The organism is Bifidobacterium saguini DSM 23967 (assembly GCF_000741715.1).
Taxonomy (GTDB): Bacteria; Actinomycetota; Actinomycetes; order Actinomycetales; family Bifidobacteriaceae; genus Bifidobacterium; species Bifidobacterium saguini.
The window spans coordinates 263,918-280,215 of the sequence record NZ_JGZN01000013.1; the positions used below are offsets into that span (position 1 = coordinate 263,918).

Genomic DNA, 16,298 nt, shown 5'->3' on the forward strand with positions numbered 1-16,298 from the left:
TTGTGCCCCCAACCCTTTCATGTGCTCTTATTTACCGCTCAGCCGACTGAGTCAGGCTTCGTAGAAGCCGGACTCACCAAGGCGAGCATCAGGCTGAGCCGTCAAGCGGGATGCCCAGCGGGCATCCCGTAGGCGAAGGCTGAGTGAGGCGATAGACGAGCGAAGCAAAACCACGTCTCGCCGGCAGGCGAGTCCACAATTGCAGGGCCGGAGGAGAGCCGTCAAGCGGGATGCCCAGCGGGCATCCCGTAGGCGAAGTGAGCGGGGCACACCACAGGTGCCCCGCGAAGGAATCCTGATGTGAGCCGACTGAGTCAGGCTTCGTAGAAGCCGGATTCACTAAGGCGAGCATCAGGATTCAGCAGCATCGCCTTTTCGACCTCGTGGTGATCGTAGCCACGGTGGTCCTCGTGGAAGCGACGGTTGTCGATCGGCTCGTAGAGCGCGGCGCGACCCATCATGCCTTCCTCGAGGCGACGCTGGCCGGCGGCCAGACGCTCGTTGGCACGTTCACGCCATGCCGCCAGAGCCTCTTCACCATCGGTCTTTGCCACAGCCGCTTCGAAGGCACCGGGGTGAACCAATGCCACGAAGCCGGACACATGGCCGAAGCCGAGCGAAGTAGCAAGACCGGCCTTGACCGGGCGACCTGCGGTTTCGCGGCCGAACTGGTCTTCACCGCCACCGATGCGAAGCGGCTTGCGCAACCAGACCATGTGATCGTCACGCTTCAGCTTCGGGTCGACGCAGTCGAGCGCGGCATTTGCCGGAATCACGCCGGACTTGAACAACTGAGTCAAGCCGTTGACCTGGAAGATGCAGGCACCGCCCTTGGCATGACCGGTGAGCGTCTTCTGGGAAATCACGAACAGCGGGTTGCCGTCCGTGCGGCCGATGGCGTGAGCCAGCGTGTTGTGCAGCTCGGATTCGTTCGGATCGTTGGCGTTGGTGGACGTGTCATGCTTGGAGACCACGGCGATATCGTCTGCGGAAACACCCAGCACAGCCAGATCATGCACCAGCTTAGATTTGCGTCCGCCGAGACCCGCGGCCAAAGCGCCGAGGCCTGGGGCTGGAATCGAGGTGTGCGCACCATCGGCGTAGCTGTGGATGAAGCCAACCACAGCCGCGACCGGCAGGCCGAGCTTTTCCGCGATATCGCCTCGGGTCACCAAGATCGTGCCGCCACCTTGGGATTCCAGGAAGCCGCCGCGGCGACGGTCGTTCGCACGGGAGAAGAAACGCGCGTCAATGCCCTTGCCGTACATTTCGGCGGAGTTGGCGGTGGCGTTCATGTTGCCGAAGCCAATCACGGATTCCACACCGATGTCGTCGATTGCGCCGGTGACCACGAAGTCGGCCTTACCGAGGGCAATCTTGTCAACGCCCTCTTCGAGGGAGACCGCCGCGGTGGCGCAGGCGGAAACCGGCTGAATCATGTTGCCGTAACCGCCGATGTAAGACTGCATCACATGCGCGGCCACCACATTCGGCAGGGCTTCCTGCAGAATGTCGGTCGGAATCTCGTGGTTCAGGAAACGGTCGAGGTAGAGCTTGCGCATTGAGGCCATGCCACCGAAGCCGGTGCCCTGCGTGGATGCCACCAGCGACGGGTGAATCGACTGCAGAATCTCGGCCGGGGTGAAGCCTGCGTTCAGGTAAGCATCCACCGTGGTGACGATGTTCCACAGTGCGATCTTGTCCACGTCGCCGACCATTGAAGCCGGGATGCCCCAGCGGGTCGGGTCGAAGCCCTTCGGGAATTGGCCGCCGACCGTTCGGGTCATGGTGGCGCGGCGAGGCACGCGAATCATCGAACCGGCGTGACGGGTCACATTCCATTCGCCGGATTCGGGGTCCGGAGCGATGGTGGTGTGCTTAGCGTCCAGCTTGACGTATTCGCGCGCAACGTCTTCGGACGGCACGGAGAAGGTAACGTCGTGGTCCAGGAAGACCTCGGCTTCCTCTTCGTCGGCACCGTCCTTGTAGTCGTTGCCCATACCTTCTTCGAACGGACGGATGCCAGAACGAGCCACGACCTCGTCGTGGTAGCGCTCGGCGATATCCTCTTCGGGTATCAGGTTGCCGTCAGCGTCATACCAGCCTGGCTTCGGGCTATCGGCCCAAGTCAGCAGACCCATGTTCCACGCCAGTTCAAGCACCGCGCCGGCGCTCAGATCGACTTCACCGTCCGAGTGGATACCCAGCTCGGCTTCGGCACGCGTGCGGCCGGACCCCCACGGGCCGAGTTCGCCGATGGATACAATGACGATTTCATCTTCAGGCTTCGCAGTGACACCTTGCCAGTCGGCAAGGTTGACTACGGCTTGCTTGGTGACGATGGGCGTGGGCAGAGCCTTGAGAACGGAGCCTGCGACCAAAATATCAGCTCGACTATCGTCTCGCACCTTGCCTACGGAGAGTCCACCGGACTCTCCGCTCAACGGCAAGGTCCCATCAGAGGGGGCCAAGGTTATGGACGTCCAGTCTTTGGCTCCCTCTGACGAGGGAGCTGTCTGCGCAGCAGACTGAGGGAGAGACTCAGAAGATGCAGCGTTGGCGGTAGCCAACTCCTTTTCTGCATCGGCTTGAGCCTCGGCACGCAGGGCCTTGATGTCGATGGGCTCGGAGCCGAGGCCACCGGTCAGGTCCACATCGAGCGGGGCCTTGACGGCTTCCACGCGGGATTCCGCCGTGCACAAGTCAAGCAGCTTGGATGCAATCTGAGCAGTGGAATAGGTGTGGATGCCGTGGCGTTCGACGACTGCGACCAGTGGATCGTTGCCGCCCATCAGGCCGGTGCCGCGCACCCAGCCAATCTTCGGATGGGCGAAGGTCACACGGCCGGCCCAGGCGTCACGCTCAGCGCGCGCACGATTCACCACGGCATCGAAAGCAGACTTAACTTCGCCGTAGGCACCGTCACCGCCGAAGACGCCACGGTTCGGGGAGCCAGGCAGTACCACATGCAGCTTGTGCTGCACGTTGGTGTCAGCACCGATCTTGGAGAAGCCTGCAATTGCGCGTTCCACGCCCCATAGCATGAGTCGTGCCTGGGATTCGAACAGATCGCCGGCATCGGCCAAGGTGCCATGTACAGGCGGTGCTGCGAACGGGAAGAACAGGGTCGGTTCCCACGCAGGCTTCAGAATGGTCGTGGTGGCGCCGGAGGTCTTCTTCTGCTCGTGGCCCACCCAGTCGACCAGCGCATCCACATCGCGGTAGCTGGAGAGGTTGGCCGGAACTAGCCACAGCTTGGCGTTGCCGGTAGCGTGCTCGCGGTAGGCCTGCTTGGCCCATGCCTTGACGGATGGCTTGAAGCTGTGCGAGGTAGCCACCACGGTGGCACCGCCAGCAAGCAGTCCTTCCACCACCTGTGCAGCAATGGAGTTCGGGCTTACGCCGGTCACGATGGCGATGTCGTTCGCGAAGCGGGAGGCTGCAGCGTCGGAAGTGACTGGTTCGAGAGTCTCGGATGCGATGCAGGCGAATGCGGCCTTGAGGCCGGAGTCAGCCGAGAGCTGACCAGCAAACCAAGTAGCTTCGTCGGCGATGGTCTTGCCAAGACCGATGAAGCTGCCGGCGAGCGCGGAAGCGTCGCGGTTGTAGTAGGCACGTGCCAGATCCTCGCGGGCAGAGGCCCAACGGTCGTCGAAGAGAATTGCCTTGTTGGCATCGAAGCGAGGCGCAACCTGCTTCGGCCAATCGGAGCCGAGTTCGGCTTCGACCGCGGCCACCACTGCGGCGTTTTCGTCGTCACCCTCCTCCGGCACCGGAGCGGCCACACCAAGCTCGTTCAGCACAAAGCGGGCAGTGGCGGCGAGCACACCGTTGGAACCGGTGACCTTCTCGGCAAATGCATCGAGGGCAGCGGAATCCACCACGGCTCCGCCGGCTGCACCACCGGCGGACGGCAGCGCCACCGAAACGCCCTTGAGCTGGGCGACGGCCTGCACGGCAGCGTCGATGAGCTTATCGGCTTCGGCCTTGGACTGCACGGCTGCGGTTGGCAGCTTGGCCAGGTCACCGCCACGAGAGCTGGCGCCTTCACGGGTGTCAAGCAGCAGTGCGGCAAGCACGCTGGCCACCCAGCCTTCGCCGAGCTGCCAGACGTTGGTCACACGGTCGCGAATGTACTGCTGCTTGACGCCGGCGGCACCGAACAGCGAACGCAGACGGTCGCGCAGGGCCTCGGAGAGCACGGCACCGAACGGCTTGTAGTTCGGGGTGGCCTTGTTGACGATTTGTGCCAGCTGTACCAGCGTCGCCTCGGCGGCACCGTCCACGCTGGCCACACCCAACTCGGAGCTGATGTCCATCAAAAGCTGATTACGGCGAGAAGAGACGCCGTTGGTCAGAGTGTCGGTAGTGTCGGTACTGCCGATCTGATCGAGGCGCACCTTGGCGGAGTAAGCCATAAGCACACCGATGGCATCGGATGCCTTGAAAGGCAGGTCATCGACGGCGGCGCCACTAGGAGCGCCGACGACAGCAGGCGCAGGAGCCGCAGCGGCAGCATTCTCTTCAACAGTGGGAGCCTTGGCCGGAGCAACGCCAGAACCGAGCTTGGCAGCTGCATCACTGTGGGCGGCGACTACCGACTTAGACTGCGCACTATCGTGCGCAGCTTCGCCTACGGACAGTCCACTGGACTGTCCGCTTAACGGCTCAGTCACGGATTCGTCCTCGCTCACGAGCGAGTCCGAATCCGTCATATAGACGCGGCCTTCATCGCGGCCCACGTTGTAGACCACGGTGTTGGTACCAGCGAATTCGGGCAAGCGCAGCGTCTTGGCACCGAGGTTGGCCAGCGTCGGCGCATTGCCGAGGCCGACTTCCACGTATTCCTCAACGCCGAGACCACCAGCGGCTCGCGAACCGAACAGCAGTGCCTGGGTCTCGATCCAACGCACCGGGGATGCGAACTGCCAGGAGAGCAGTTCGGTCAGCAGCAGTCGGCCAAGCTTCTGATCATCGGCAGCATAGGAATCCCACACAGCAGGGTCATCGAGAGCGGCCTTGATACGCTCGGATGGCACGACTTCGAGAATCTTCGCCGCGAATTCCTTGGTCATTTCGAACGGAGTGGCCACCAAGTTCGGAATGTAGCGGCCGACCAAACGACCGCGGTAGTCGATATATTGCGGCAGCAGTGCATCGAGCTTGTCACGGAATTCCGGCACGCCCTTACGAAGCAGGGTGGAATGGAACGGCACATCGATGCCCGGCACCAGCATGAATGCCGGCTTGCCGCCGTATTCGGCCACGCGACGGGCGGCATCGGCCTTCAGCGCCTTGAGGCCTGCGATCGTACCGGCGATGGCGTACTGCTGGCCGGCGAGGTTGTAGTTCACGATCTGCAGGAATTCGCCGCTCTTCTTGGCCACGGATTCCACGTATTCCTTCACATGGGCATCGTCTACACCGAACTGGTTCGGGCGCAGGGCTCCCATGCGGTAGTTGGAGCGGCCCTGTGCGTCGCGATCAATCAGGTGATGCATCGTGGAGCCGCGGTGGAACACGAGCTCGAGCACGGTTTCCAGCGGGATCACGCCGGCGAATGCGGAGAGTGCGTTGTATTCGCCGAGCGAGTGGCCGGCGAAGTAGGCGGGCCAGATGTCCGCACCGGCTTCGCGCAGACGTGCGGTCTGGGCGAAGGCCACGGTGGCGAGCGCCACCTGGGTGAACTGGGTCAGGTTGAGCAGTCCTTCAGGGTGACGGTAGGTGACGCCGTTGGCGGTCAGTTCCTTCGGGTTATCGCGCACGAGGCCGATGATCGAGAAGCCAAGCTTGGAGCGGGTGAGCTTGTCGGCGCGCTCCCACACATCGCGTGCGGCGGCGGACTTGACGCGCTCGTCCAGAACCATGCCCTGCTTCTGTATACCCTGGCCGGGGTAGACGAAGGCGGCGCGAGGCGCGCGCACCAGTGCGGTACCGCGGGAAACCAACTGGCCGTCGATACGGCAGGTGACTTCGAGGGTCATGCCGCCGTGGCTTACCTTGCCGACGCGTTCCACTGAGATTTCCACTTGATCGTTCAACTGGACCATGCCGTACATGTTGTAGGTCCAGCCGGCAATCTCGTAATGTGCACCCTTCTCATCGATGGCCTGTACTGCGTGCTGGGCGGTGGCGGACAGCCACATACCGTGCACGAGCGGAGCCTTCAGGCCGGAGATGCGAGCACCTCGAGCGGAGGTGTGAATCGGGTTGAAGTCGCCGGAGGTGCGGGCGAATGCGGTCATATCGCCGGGGGCGGTGACCTTGACGCGGCGCAGCAGGCGACGAGGCGTGGGCTCGATCTCATCGTGCTGGGCGTCGCCGAATTCAGGAGCATCTGCCGGCAGTGCATCGGAGTAGACACGGCCTCGAATGGCGAAGCGTTCGGTTTCGCGGGCGAGCAGCGTGCCGTCGGCGGCAGTGTGGGTCACATGGATGGTGACCACGCGGCCGGATGCGGATTCGTAGTAATCCTCAGCCCAGGAAGTCAGGGCGACGGTTTCGCCGACGTGGCGCAGCAGCTCGTCCTCATCAACCTCAAGTTCGATGAGATGGTCGAGATGCACGGCGTTGAGCAGGCCTTCGATCACCGGGTAGCCGTTTACGGATACGGAACCGAGTGCCGCATAGATTGCCGGCCATGCTGGGCCGACCAGCGCATCCGGGGCGATGCGGCTGGGCTGCAGCGAAGTCGGCAGTGCACCACCGGTGGCTGCCTCGTGATCGAAACCAAGGTTGGCGGACAGCGTGTAGGTGGTGTGCGCTTCGCCGAATGGCGCTTCGCCGGCGGAATGCGAAGCAGCCGCCAATTGCGAAGCGTGCGAGGAGTTGGACAGTCCAGTGGACTGTCCAACGACGGAGCCAGCCGATGCTGCACTATTGTGCTTCTCTCCCTCAGTCTGCTGCACAGACAGCTCCCTCGTCAGAGGGAGCCTAGAGCCGGACGGCACAATCTCCGGCATGGCGGTGAGCTTGTCGCCGGTGATGGCGGTGTTGCCGATGCCTGCGGTGGCGGCGAGCATCGCGTAAACGTCCGGGATCAGTCGTTCGCGATCCACGACCGGCACACGGCCCGGCTCTGTACCATTCACGATCAACGGGATGACGATATCGCGCACGGCATGCTTGGAGGTGCCGCCGTCCGGATCGTTGTCCCAGAAAGTGTCGAGGTGAATGTCGAGATCGTATTTGCCTGCTGCGGCATCGAATGCGCGAATCTCATAGTTCTTGTCACCTAAAACGGTGCCGTAGGCGGGATTGTCGGTGATGTGACCGACCCAAGAAATGTTCGGGGACTTGCGGATGAAGTCTTCGGCGGAAGTCGCCTCACCGAGCGCCGCAAAATCAGCTGCCCCAGGCTCAGTCGCATCCTCGGCTTCCTTGGCTCGCTCGATAGCAGCATGCTCAAAGCGGCCGAGAATCGAAGCCACAGGCTCGTCCACAGTGGTGATGCCAGCCACGGAGATCGGACCAGGAATAGCACGCACAGAATCGGCGGAATACCGCGCGTCTTCGGACTGCCAGAGCTGATCCTGACCCCACCAACGCAGCAAATCATTGTCAATAACAGGCACGAACGGCATCGGCTTCGGATATTCGCGCACAAGCACCGGGAACCAAGCCACATCCGCAGGCACCACCTTGAGCTCGGCGGTACGCGGGTAGATTTCGGTGAGCTTGGCGATGGCGGCAGTCGGGTCGGCAGCAACATCCGCGCGAGTCAACAATCCCGCTGCTGCAGCTTCTTCAGCGGAAGCACCGGCTGCGGCGAACAGCTTGGAAACGAATTCGCCGGAATCCGTGTCGTTGACGCGGGCTTCGATGCGCTCGAGCAGGTGTTGGAAGCGATCGGCGTACGTAGGATCGACCCACGGGAAGGCAAGATCGGCGAAACGCTGCGCCCATTCGAGGTAGGTCATAGAGGCGAGATCGCCGAAGTATGGCTTAGCGGTCTTATCGAGCGCTTCAATAATTTCAGCACGGCGAGATTCCAGCTCCTCGGGGTGCTTCATCACGCGCACCAGCAGTCGGCCGCACTCGGCGGAAGCGTTCTCGAGCTCGTAGATATCGGCATGCAGATGGCTCAGGCCAGAAGAAACACCGCCCACAGACTTGCCGGACGGCACCCAGTGCGCGGCCTGTGGCGCAAACACATCAGCAACAACACCATCGGAGTCATCTCCAGCAGCCTCAGCTCCGGAGATGCCCGGGGTCTTGACCAGCAGCTGCTTGACTTCAGGGCTGGTGTGTGCCTCCTTAGCAGTCATCACAGCAGTGCCCACAAGCACACCATCCACCGGCATATCCGGCAGACCATAAGCACGAGCCCACTGGCCGGAAATGTAGTCGGCGGCACGTTCCGGAGTACCGATGCCACCGCCGGCCACGAGCACCAGATTCTCACAAGCGCGCACGTCGGCGTAGGTGGCGGCCAGCAGGTCATCCAACGCCTCCCAGCTGTGGTGGCCGCCGGCTTCGCCACCTTCCACCTGAATCATGATGGTGGCAGGTGCCACAGCCTTGGCAATGGCCACCACTTGGCGAATCTGGTCCACGGTGCCGGGCTTGAAGCTCACGTAGGGCAGCCCATCGGCATGCAGCTGCTTAATCAAGGCAACGGCCTCATCCAACTCAGGAATGCCGGCGGACACCACCACACCATCAATCGGAGCACCAGATGCGCGCTTCTTCGGCACGATGCGGGAGGAGCCGAACTGCAGGTTCCACAGGTAGCGGTCCATGAACATCGCGTTGAATTCCACCGTGCGGCCTTCTTCAAGCTGCTCTTCGAGAGCGACCACATGGCGATCGAATACCTCAGCGGTCACCTGGCCGCCGCCGGCGAGCTCAGCCCAGTAGCCGGCGTTGGCAGCCGCAGCCACAATCTCCGGATCCACGGTGGTTGGCGTCATGCCCGGCAGCAGCACCGGCGGCTTGCCGGTAAGACGGGAGAACTTGGTGACGAGCTTGTCGCCGGCCGGCGTGCTGATCACACGCGGTGCGAACGTTTTCCAGTTCTGCGTGCGCTCCGGCTCGCTCTCCAACGTGGAAAGCGCAGCACGCTCGGCCAGTGTGGTAGCTTCCACCACACCAACGCCAGTGCCCTCAACCACATTGCCGATGAGCTTGCCAAGCGTGTTGCCCGGGCCCAAGTCCACAATCCACAGCTTGGCCGGGTCTTCGGCAGTCTCCAGCAGATGCCTGACGCGGGCGTTCCAGTCCACATGATTGATGAGCACTTCCTCGGCGAGCGAACGGGTGCGGCTCTGATCGAATCCGCAAGCCGCCGCCCATGCCACAGTCTGCTCCACGGCTTCAGCCATCAGCGGCGAGTGGAATGGCAGGGTGACCTCGAGATATTCCAAGGTGGGGTTGAACACCGTGCCACCATGCAGCTTCTGTTCGCGCAGCTTGGCCTGATGCTTATGTTCGCGCTCGGTTTCCACGGCGAATGCGGCCAGATCTTCCGGATATCCGGAGAGCACATAATGATTCGTGGAGTTAGTGACGGCGATGGAAATCGGCCCACGAGCATGGCCAGCAGCATCCACGCGGGCGATCAGCGCCTCAACCTGCGCTTTGTTGGCTCCCTTGACGGAGAGCATTGGGCTGGCGTCACCGTATTTGGCAGCCAAGCCCAGCGCACGCACACGGCGGGTACCGGCAGCGCCAATCAACGCCGCAGCAGCCAAGATTTCGTTCAGCGCATCAGCTGCCGACTCAACGGAACCGGCTTCCTCGATGGCGCGAGCCATGTGCACGGCAAGTACGCCCTGCGAGTGGCCGAGTACAGCAACCGGCTTGGCTGTGGACAGTTCGTAGCCGAGATGCTCGAGGTCGAGCAGCGCGCCCAGCTGGGTCAGTGCGATGCCTTCCACGGATGCGGTGGCATCGGCGGCAGCGCCCAGTCGAGCTGGGTTCGGCGTGAAGCCGAACAAATCAACCGGTCGGCCGGTGGTAGCCAATAGGTCAGCAGCGACTGGGGCGAGCAGTCGGCTGGCGGCTTCGGCATGCGCATGCAGTGCGTCGGCGAGGCTGGGGTCGGTGGTCTGGTCAGCGAGTGCGACCGGCCACGGAGTGGACTGTCCGGCGAAAGCGAGCGCGTGCGGTTCGGCGGCCAGACGATTGAGGAAGAAGGTGGTCATTACTTTCCTTACTTGTGTTGAGTTGGCGTCTAAAAAAGTTGGGGTATATGGATGGCTCTGTCAGTCGGCGACCCACCGGACCGCGACCGGCATGTGGGTCACAACGGTTGGTTGCCGTGGTGTTTGGTGGTGAGCTTGACTCTTCGCTTGGTGGCCAGTGTGGCGAGTGATTCCACAATGACTTCGCGTGTCTGTTCCGGATCAATCATCGCGTCAATCTGACCGATTTCGAGCGAAAGATTCGCGTTGACCGTACTGGTTTCATAATCCTTGATGTACTTGGCTCTCAGCGCTTCCACATCGAGGCCTGCGGCCTTGGCTTTGGCCAGATCATGACGGTGGATGATGTTCACCGCACCGGCTGCACCAAGCACTGCGATCTGCGAGCTCGGCCATGCGAAGTTCAGGTCAGCACCGATGGCTTTGGAGCCCATTACGATGTATGCGCCGCCGAAGGCCTTGCGCAGCACCACGGTGACCAGTGGCACTTGGGCGTTGGCGTAGGCGTAAATCACTTTGGCGCCTCTGCGGATAATGCCGGCGTGCTCCTGATCGGAGCCAGGTTTGTATCCGGGCACGTCCACGAGCGTGATTACCGGCAGATTGAAGGCGTCGCATAAGCGTACGAATCGCGCGACTTTTTCCGAGGAATCCACATCGAGGATGCCGGCTCGCACGTTCGGTTGATTTGCCACGATGCCCACCGGCTTGCCTTCGATGCAGGCGAATCCGACAAGTGCCGAGGCACCAAAGAGTTCCTGTACCTGCACGAATTCGCCATAATCGGTGATGCAGCGAACCACGTCGAGCATGTCGTAAGGCTGGCGTTCGTTGGCGGGCACGATGGTGGCGAGTCGTTTGGCGGTGTCGCGTTCGGCTCGAGTGGCAGCGTACGCGTAGGTCGGCGGCTGGCTTTCCGCATTGGATGGCAGGTAGGCGAGCACCGTGCGCGCATAGTCGATGGCATCGGACTCGTCTTCGCCGAGGTAGTGGGCCACACCGGAGACCTTGTTGTGTACTTCGCCACCGCCGAGGTCGGCCATCGAAATGGTTTCGCCAGTAGCCGCTTTGACCACGTCCGGGCCGGTGACGAACATGTTCGAGTTCTCACGAGTCATGATGATGAGGTCGGTTAATGCCGGGCAGTAGACGGCACCGCCAGCGCAAGGGCCCAGAATCAGGCTCAGCTGCGGTACAAATCCGCTGGCTTCGCAGGTTTTGCGGAAGATGCGGCCGTACTGGGTGAGCGCGGCGACGCCTTCTTGGATGCGAGCGCCACCGGAATCCACAATGGCCACGATGGGCACTTTAAGATCGATGGCCATGTCCATCAGTCGGCAGATTTTCTCACCTTCCGCAGCGCCCAGGGTGCCGCCTTTGACGGAGAAGTCCTGCGCGTAGACGGCGACTTTGCGGCCATAGACGAGACCGAATCCGGTGATGACTGCGGCTCCGGCGTTGCCACCGGCGATGTTGCCGCCTTGGAATCGGCCAATTTCCTCGAAGGAGCCGGTGTCGAAGAGCAAATCGAGTCGTTCGCGCGCGGTTTTCTTGCCTTTGGCGTGCTGCTTGTCGCGGGCGCGATCTTCGGCGGCACGGGCCAGTTCGGCGGCACGCACCACGGCGGCGCGCAGCGGTTGGTGAGTGGACGGCCGAGCAGCTGATGCGCTGGATGCCGCATTAGCTGCAGATACAGCTTCGGCGGCAGAGGCTTGTACGGCTTTGACCGCCGGCGAATCCATGATGTCAGTCATTCTTGCCGCCTTCCTTCACAGAATCGGCTCCCTCTGATGAGGGAGCTGGACGCGTAGCGGACTGAGGGAGAGACTGCGGCGCAGCCGCAGCAACATCGGCGTTAGCTCCGGTCACGTCGAGCGTGACCAAGGTGTCGCCAGCTTCCACACCATCGGCCGGGCTGACGAAGATCTTCTTGACTTCGCCGGCCGCTGGCGCGTACACGTAGTTCTCCATCTTCATGGATTCGAGCACCACCAGAAGGTCGCCTTTGGCTACCTGCTGGCCTTCGGACACGTTGATGCGCGTCACTACGGCTTGCATCGGGGAGGCAATAATGCCGGATTTGGCGCCATCGTTGATGTCGGAAGCACCGGATGCCACGTTGTGCAGTCCAGCGCCACGCAACGGCTGGGTCGGGCGCTTGGCATTGCGGGCGCGAGCGGAACCAGTCAGGTTTTCCACAATGTCGAGCGGCACGGTGAGCTTGACGCGGCGATCGTTCATTTCGATGACGAACGTCTCGGACTTGGCCTTGTCCGCGGCATCAGCGGCCGCCCCTGGAGCGCCGGTACCCAGCGAAGCCGGCTGGCCAGCGCGTGCGGAGTTCGGTTCACGGTTGAGATACGTGCGCTCCAGCCACTTGGTGGTCACGGAGAACGGGTGGCTATGTTCGGCGGTGAAATCGTCATTGCGGAAGATTTCCTTATATAGCGAAATCGGCGTCGGCACACCTTCGATCACCAATTCGTCCAGCACGCGGCGCACGCGGGCCACGGCATCGAGACGGTTCTGCGCGGTGACAATCACTTTGCCCATCATCGAATCGAACTTCGGGGAGATGGTGTCGCCTTGTTCCACACCGGTGTCAATACGCACGCCTGGGCCTGCCGGCCATTGAATCTTCTCTAGTGTGCCGGAGCCTGGAGTCAGGTTGGTGGCTGGATCCTCGCTGGTGATGCGCAGTTCAAAACTGTGACCGCGTGGCTCGGGAGCACGAGTCAGTTCACTACCCGAAGCAATCACCAGTTGTTCGCGGACCAAATCAAGTCCACTGACTTCTTCGGAAACAGTATGTTCCACCTGAAGTCGAGGGTTGACTTCCAGAAAGTAGACCTTGCCGTTCGGCGTCACCATGAATTCGCAAGTGCCGAGGCCTACATAGTCAACAGTGGCGAACAGCCTGCGGGAGTATTCCTCCAGCGTGGAGACCACTGCCTCGGTCAGGAATGGCGCCGGCGCTTCCTCCACAAGTTTTTGGTTACGGCGCTGCAGTGAGCAGTCACGCGTGGAATACACGGTGAAATTGCCGTGCGCATCGCGGCCGGACTGGGTTTCCACATGGCGTGCCTTGTCTACGAATTTCTCAATGAAGTATTCGTTGAGGTCGCCACCCTGCAGTGCATCGTGATTGAGATAGAAACGGCGCAACTCCTCGTCATCATGTACCACAGTGATGCCGTGCCCGCCACCGCCATCTGTACGCTTCATCATGATCGGGTAGCCGTGGGTGTGCGCGAAGTCGAGCAACGTACGCACGTCGGTCACCGGCTCGGAGATGCCGGGCACCGGCGGCACTTTGGCGCGCAATGCCACACGGCGGGCAGTGATCTTATCGCCAAGGTCTACGAGCGCGGTGTGATGTGGCCCTACCCATATCGCACCGGCATCCTCGACTTTCTGCGCAAAACTCGGTACTTCGGAAAGGAAACCGTAGCCTGGGTGTACGGCGTTTGCCCCTGAGCGATGAAGAATATCGATGAGCAAGTCTTCGTTGAGGTACGTGTCCTTGTAGGTGTCGCCGGAAAGCAGGTAGGCTTCATCCGCCATGTCCACATAACGACTGTTTCGATCCTGTTCGGCATACACGGCAACCGTGGAGATCCCCATCTCCTTGGCCGTGCGTACCACGCGAAGGGCTATTTCACCTCGGTTCGCGATAAGTAATTTTTTGACACTTTGAGTCATATCGTCAGATTGTCCTCGTGTCTGCCAGCTTCAGCAATCGACATCCAAACAAAAGCTCTCACTGGATTTTGTAGAGCCCGAACAAACGACTGCGTAAGTTTCGCTTACGTAACCGGCAAGTTATATAGGCTAAAATCGGCAGTATTCCGCCATTTATCAGCAGTTCTTTAGCAGGACATTATGAGTTGACAATAATGCGCTTATTCGTCAACTTGTAATAAAAATGATGATGAATTTTGTATTTTTATACGAAACCGCAAAAAATCGCACACCGTACGATGGCAAGTGTTGGGGGAAGGCTCCCGAGCTGCTGGCTCAATCACACTTATCAACAGCGGCACAGCCCTTCCAAAATCGCCGATGCAAATAACGATTCTTGACGTTTCCTTCCAGAGGAAATTCAAGAATCCAAGCATTTACCATGCAAGGGGTAATCATTATGCAGACTACACACACCACAACATCCGTCGCAGCAACTAGCTCATTGGTCCGCCGCATCATTGCCGCATCATGGAAACCGGTGCTATTCACCGTGCTGCTGTGGCTGTCTGCCGCGGCTGGCGAAATCCCAATCCCGGGCACTCCAGTGCCGATTACGCTACAAACGTTCGTCGTGATGCTCGCCGGATTGATGTTGACTTGGCGCCAGGCCGGCTCAGCTTTGGCGCTGTATATCGCCGCTGGAGCCATTGGACTGCCGGTATTCGCCGGTGGCGCTTCCACGATGGCGTTGGTCGGCCCAAGCGCAGGCTTCATTTTCGGCTTCCTGCCGGGGGTGGTGGCCATCGCGCTGCTGCGAGGCAAGGCCGACACATCTTCATTAGCCGCCACCGCACTAACTGCAGTCCGTTACTTGTTCGCCGCCATCATCGGCGGCGTTATCGTGGTGTACGCGTTCGGTTTCCTTGTGCAGTCCGCACTGACCGGTGTTCCGATGGCCGCTGTGGCTGTGGCTTCTCTGGGATTTGTTGCTGGAGATATCGTTAAGGCCGCCGTGGCCGCTGTGGCCACCACCGGACTGACCAAACTCAGCCACTGAGCGTCCATAATTCCGGAAATCACCCCACCCCTCCCGAAATCCTTGTACTGACGATTACTCAGTGCAAGGATTTCGGGCATATTGCCCATAGTTCCCAAATTTCTTGTACTGAACAACCGTGAGCGCAAGGATTTCGGGAACTATGGGCTGATTTCCCGAATTTCTTGCACTGAGTAATCGTCAGTACAAGAATTTTGGGAGGTTTGGCCTCTCTAGCGAAGGGTAAGAAAAGAGGACGGATTACAGCACGCCGACATCGGCGGTGTGCACGATGTGGTCCACACCATCTGGAGTGCGCAACACCAGAGAGGCATCATCGTCGAGTCCGATGGCTTCGCCCACCAATGAGGAGCCATCAGTAAAGTGCGCCTCGACTTCACGGCCACGAGCCCAACATACAGTTCTCATCTCCGCGCGCAACGCTTCGGCCTGGCCTTGCGGATCAGCCACGAATTCCGCCAGTCGCCGGCCGAGTTCCTTGACTTCACGAACCGCCACGGCATCCTGCATCACATCGAACGACGGCAATCCGGTGGCATGAAGCTGCAATGATGTGGACTTCGCCGTAGGAAGTCGGCTGGGGCCCAACGCCAGATTCAGACCAACACCGAACACCAGTGCCACATCGCCATCGGAAACATCTTCCGAGCCCGGGATCATCACCACTTCAGACAAAAGACCGCCGAGCTTCAACCCGTGGCAGAACACATCATTAGGCCATTTCAGCTCAAGGAAATGCGCCGCATCAATCATCGAGGCACCATATTCCTCAATCATGCCGTTGAGCGCGTCCAGAGTGGCGAGTCCGGCAATCATCTGCAGCCATCCGTTCACGGACGGATCCAATGCAATGGCGCGAGGGAGTCGCACCACATAGGAAATCGTCGAGCAGCAACCGGGCTGACTAATCCAGGAATGGCCGTTGCGTCCTCGCCCGGCCACTTGGCGATCGGCTACCACTAGAGCGACGGGCAGGTCGGCACGATCGGCTCCAGAGCCGGCAACCATAGGGGGCAACACCAACGAGCCGTCCGCAATCATCTGCGCGGCCAGTGCATTAGTGGAATCGGTTTCGGCAACACTGACGATCCGATTCGCAACAGCCTCGGTTCTTGGCAGCCGAGGCGTCGTGGTCTGTAGTGCAAGCATCATGGGCAAAACGTTACCGCATTTCTCACGGTTCCAAACCCAAAAATCCCATGAAAATCGGCTCAATATCAAGCTTTTCTACATACCGCGACCATGTGAACGTTCACAGGTGAGCAAAGTCACAGCCGCTCGCACACACCCTAGAAGGCTCCCACCATCCATATCCATCCACCCGAGAGACAACGCAAAACACACTCTCGGCTCGCGTACAACACGCAACCTCCACACAGCATCCAACCCACGAGCAACACACTCCGACACAT

Annotated in this window: 5 protein-coding genes; 1 reads left to right on the plus strand and 4 read right to left on the minus strand. The window is 60.7% G+C overall.

Going from position 1 to position 16,298, the window contains the following annotated elements; genetic code table 11:
• Positions 1–314: 314 nt before the first annotated feature.
• The 3 genes from BISA_RS09405 to BISA_RS09415 form a co-directional block, all read right to left on the minus strand.
• Positions 315–10,145: a type I polyketide synthase gene (locus BISA_RS09405; protein WP_033891593.1), complete on the minus strand. Its 9,831-nt coding sequence runs from the start codon at positions 10,143–10,145 to the stop codon at positions 315–317.
• Positions 10,146–10,243: 98 nt separating this feature from the next.
• Positions 10,244–11,899: an acyl-CoA carboxylase subunit beta gene (locus tag BISA_RS09410; RefSeq protein WP_033891594.1), complete on the minus strand. Its 1,656-nt coding sequence runs from the start codon at positions 11,897–11,899 to the stop codon at positions 10,244–10,246.
• Positions 11,892–13,847, minus strand: coding sequence for an ATP-binding protein (locus BISA_RS09415; protein ID WP_033891596.1), 1,956 nt, complete (start codon positions 13,845–13,847; stop codon positions 11,892–11,894). Before BISA_RS09415 ends, BISA_RS09410 begins: the two co-directional genes overlap by 8 nt.
• 439 nt (positions 13,848–14,286) lie before the next feature.
• On the opposite strand from BISA_RS09415, the gene BISA_RS09420 reads away from it, so the two are divergent.
• The gene (locus tag BISA_RS09420; RefSeq protein WP_033891597.1) at positions 14,287–14,886 is read left to right on the plus strand and encodes a biotin transporter BioY; all 600 of its coding nucleotides are present in this window, start codon (positions 14,287–14,289) and stop codon (positions 14,884–14,886) included.
• A 240-nt stretch (positions 14,887–15,126) separates the two neighbouring features.
• Here the strand turns inward: BISA_RS09420 and BISA_RS09425 are convergent, their stop codons facing one another.
• Positions 15,127–16,038: a biotin--[acetyl-CoA-carboxylase] ligase gene (locus BISA_RS09425; protein ID WP_033891598.1), complete on the minus strand. Its 912-nt coding sequence runs from the start codon at positions 16,036–16,038 to the stop codon at positions 15,127–15,129.
• Positions 16,039–16,298: the final 260 nt, after the last annotated feature.

Coding starts and splice junctions, on each gene's coding strand:
- BISA_RS09405 (WP_033891593.1), bottom strand. CDS start 10,145: ATGACCACCTTCTTCCTCAATCGTCTGGCCGCCGAACCGCACGCGCTC.
- BISA_RS09410 (WP_033891594.1), bottom strand. CDS start 11,899: ATGACTGACATCATGGATTCGCCGGCGGTCAAAGCCGTACAAGCCTCT.
- BISA_RS09415 (WP_033891596.1), bottom strand. CDS start 13,847: ATGACTCAAAGTGTCAAAAAATTACTTATCGCGAACCGAGGTGAAATA.
- BISA_RS09420 (WP_033891597.1), top strand. CDS start 14,287: ATGCAGACTACACACACCACAACATCCGTCGCAGCAACTAGCTCATTG.
- BISA_RS09425 (WP_033891598.1), bottom strand. CDS start 16,038: ATGATGCTTGCACTACAGACCACGACGCCTCGGCTGCCAAGAACCGAG.